1 protein-coding gene is annotated in these 553 nt (G+C 61.5%); it reads left to right on the forward strand.

Annotated elements, in window-relative coordinates; genetic code table 11:
• Positions 1-553: autotransporter outer membrane beta-barrel domain-containing protein (locus HYQ67_RS24530; RefSeq protein ID WP_202308677.1), on the forward strand; the 553-nt coding region annotated here is incomplete at both ends.

Raw genomic sequence — 553 nt, forward strand, 5'->3', positions numbered from 1 at the left:
CGTGCGCCCGGAAGGCAAGGCCTATGCGAGCAACCTGGCGGCAGCCAACAACATGTTCAGCATGACGCTGCACGACCGTCTGGGTGAGACGCACTACGTCGACGCCTTCACCGGCGAGAGGAAGGTGACCAGCCTGTGGCTGCGTCAGGTGGGCGGCCACAATCGCTCCAGCGACGGTGGCGACCAGAACAAAACCCAGGCGAACCGTTACATCGCCCAGCTGGGCGGTGATATCGGCCAGTGGAGCAGCAACGGGGACGACCGTTTCCATCTCGGTGTGATGGGGGGCTACGCCAGCCAGAACAGCAACACGCGTAACCACGTCACGGGATACAGCGCGGACGGGTCGGTCCACGGCTACAGCGCGGGCCTCTACGGCACCTGGTTCCAGGACAACGAAGAGAAGACGGGGGCCTATGTTGACACCTGGGCGTTGTACAACTGGTTTGATAACGGCGTGTCGTCGAAAGGCCAGTCGTCAGAAAGCTACAAATCCCGGGGTATCACGGCGTCGGTGGAGAGTGGTTACACCTGGAAAATGGGTGAGAAGAAC

Source organism: Dryocola clanedunensis subsp. sulfonylureivorans (genome assembly GCF_016756775.1).
GTDB lineage: Bacteria > Pseudomonadota > Gammaproteobacteria > Enterobacterales > Enterobacteriaceae > Dryocola > Dryocola clanedunensis.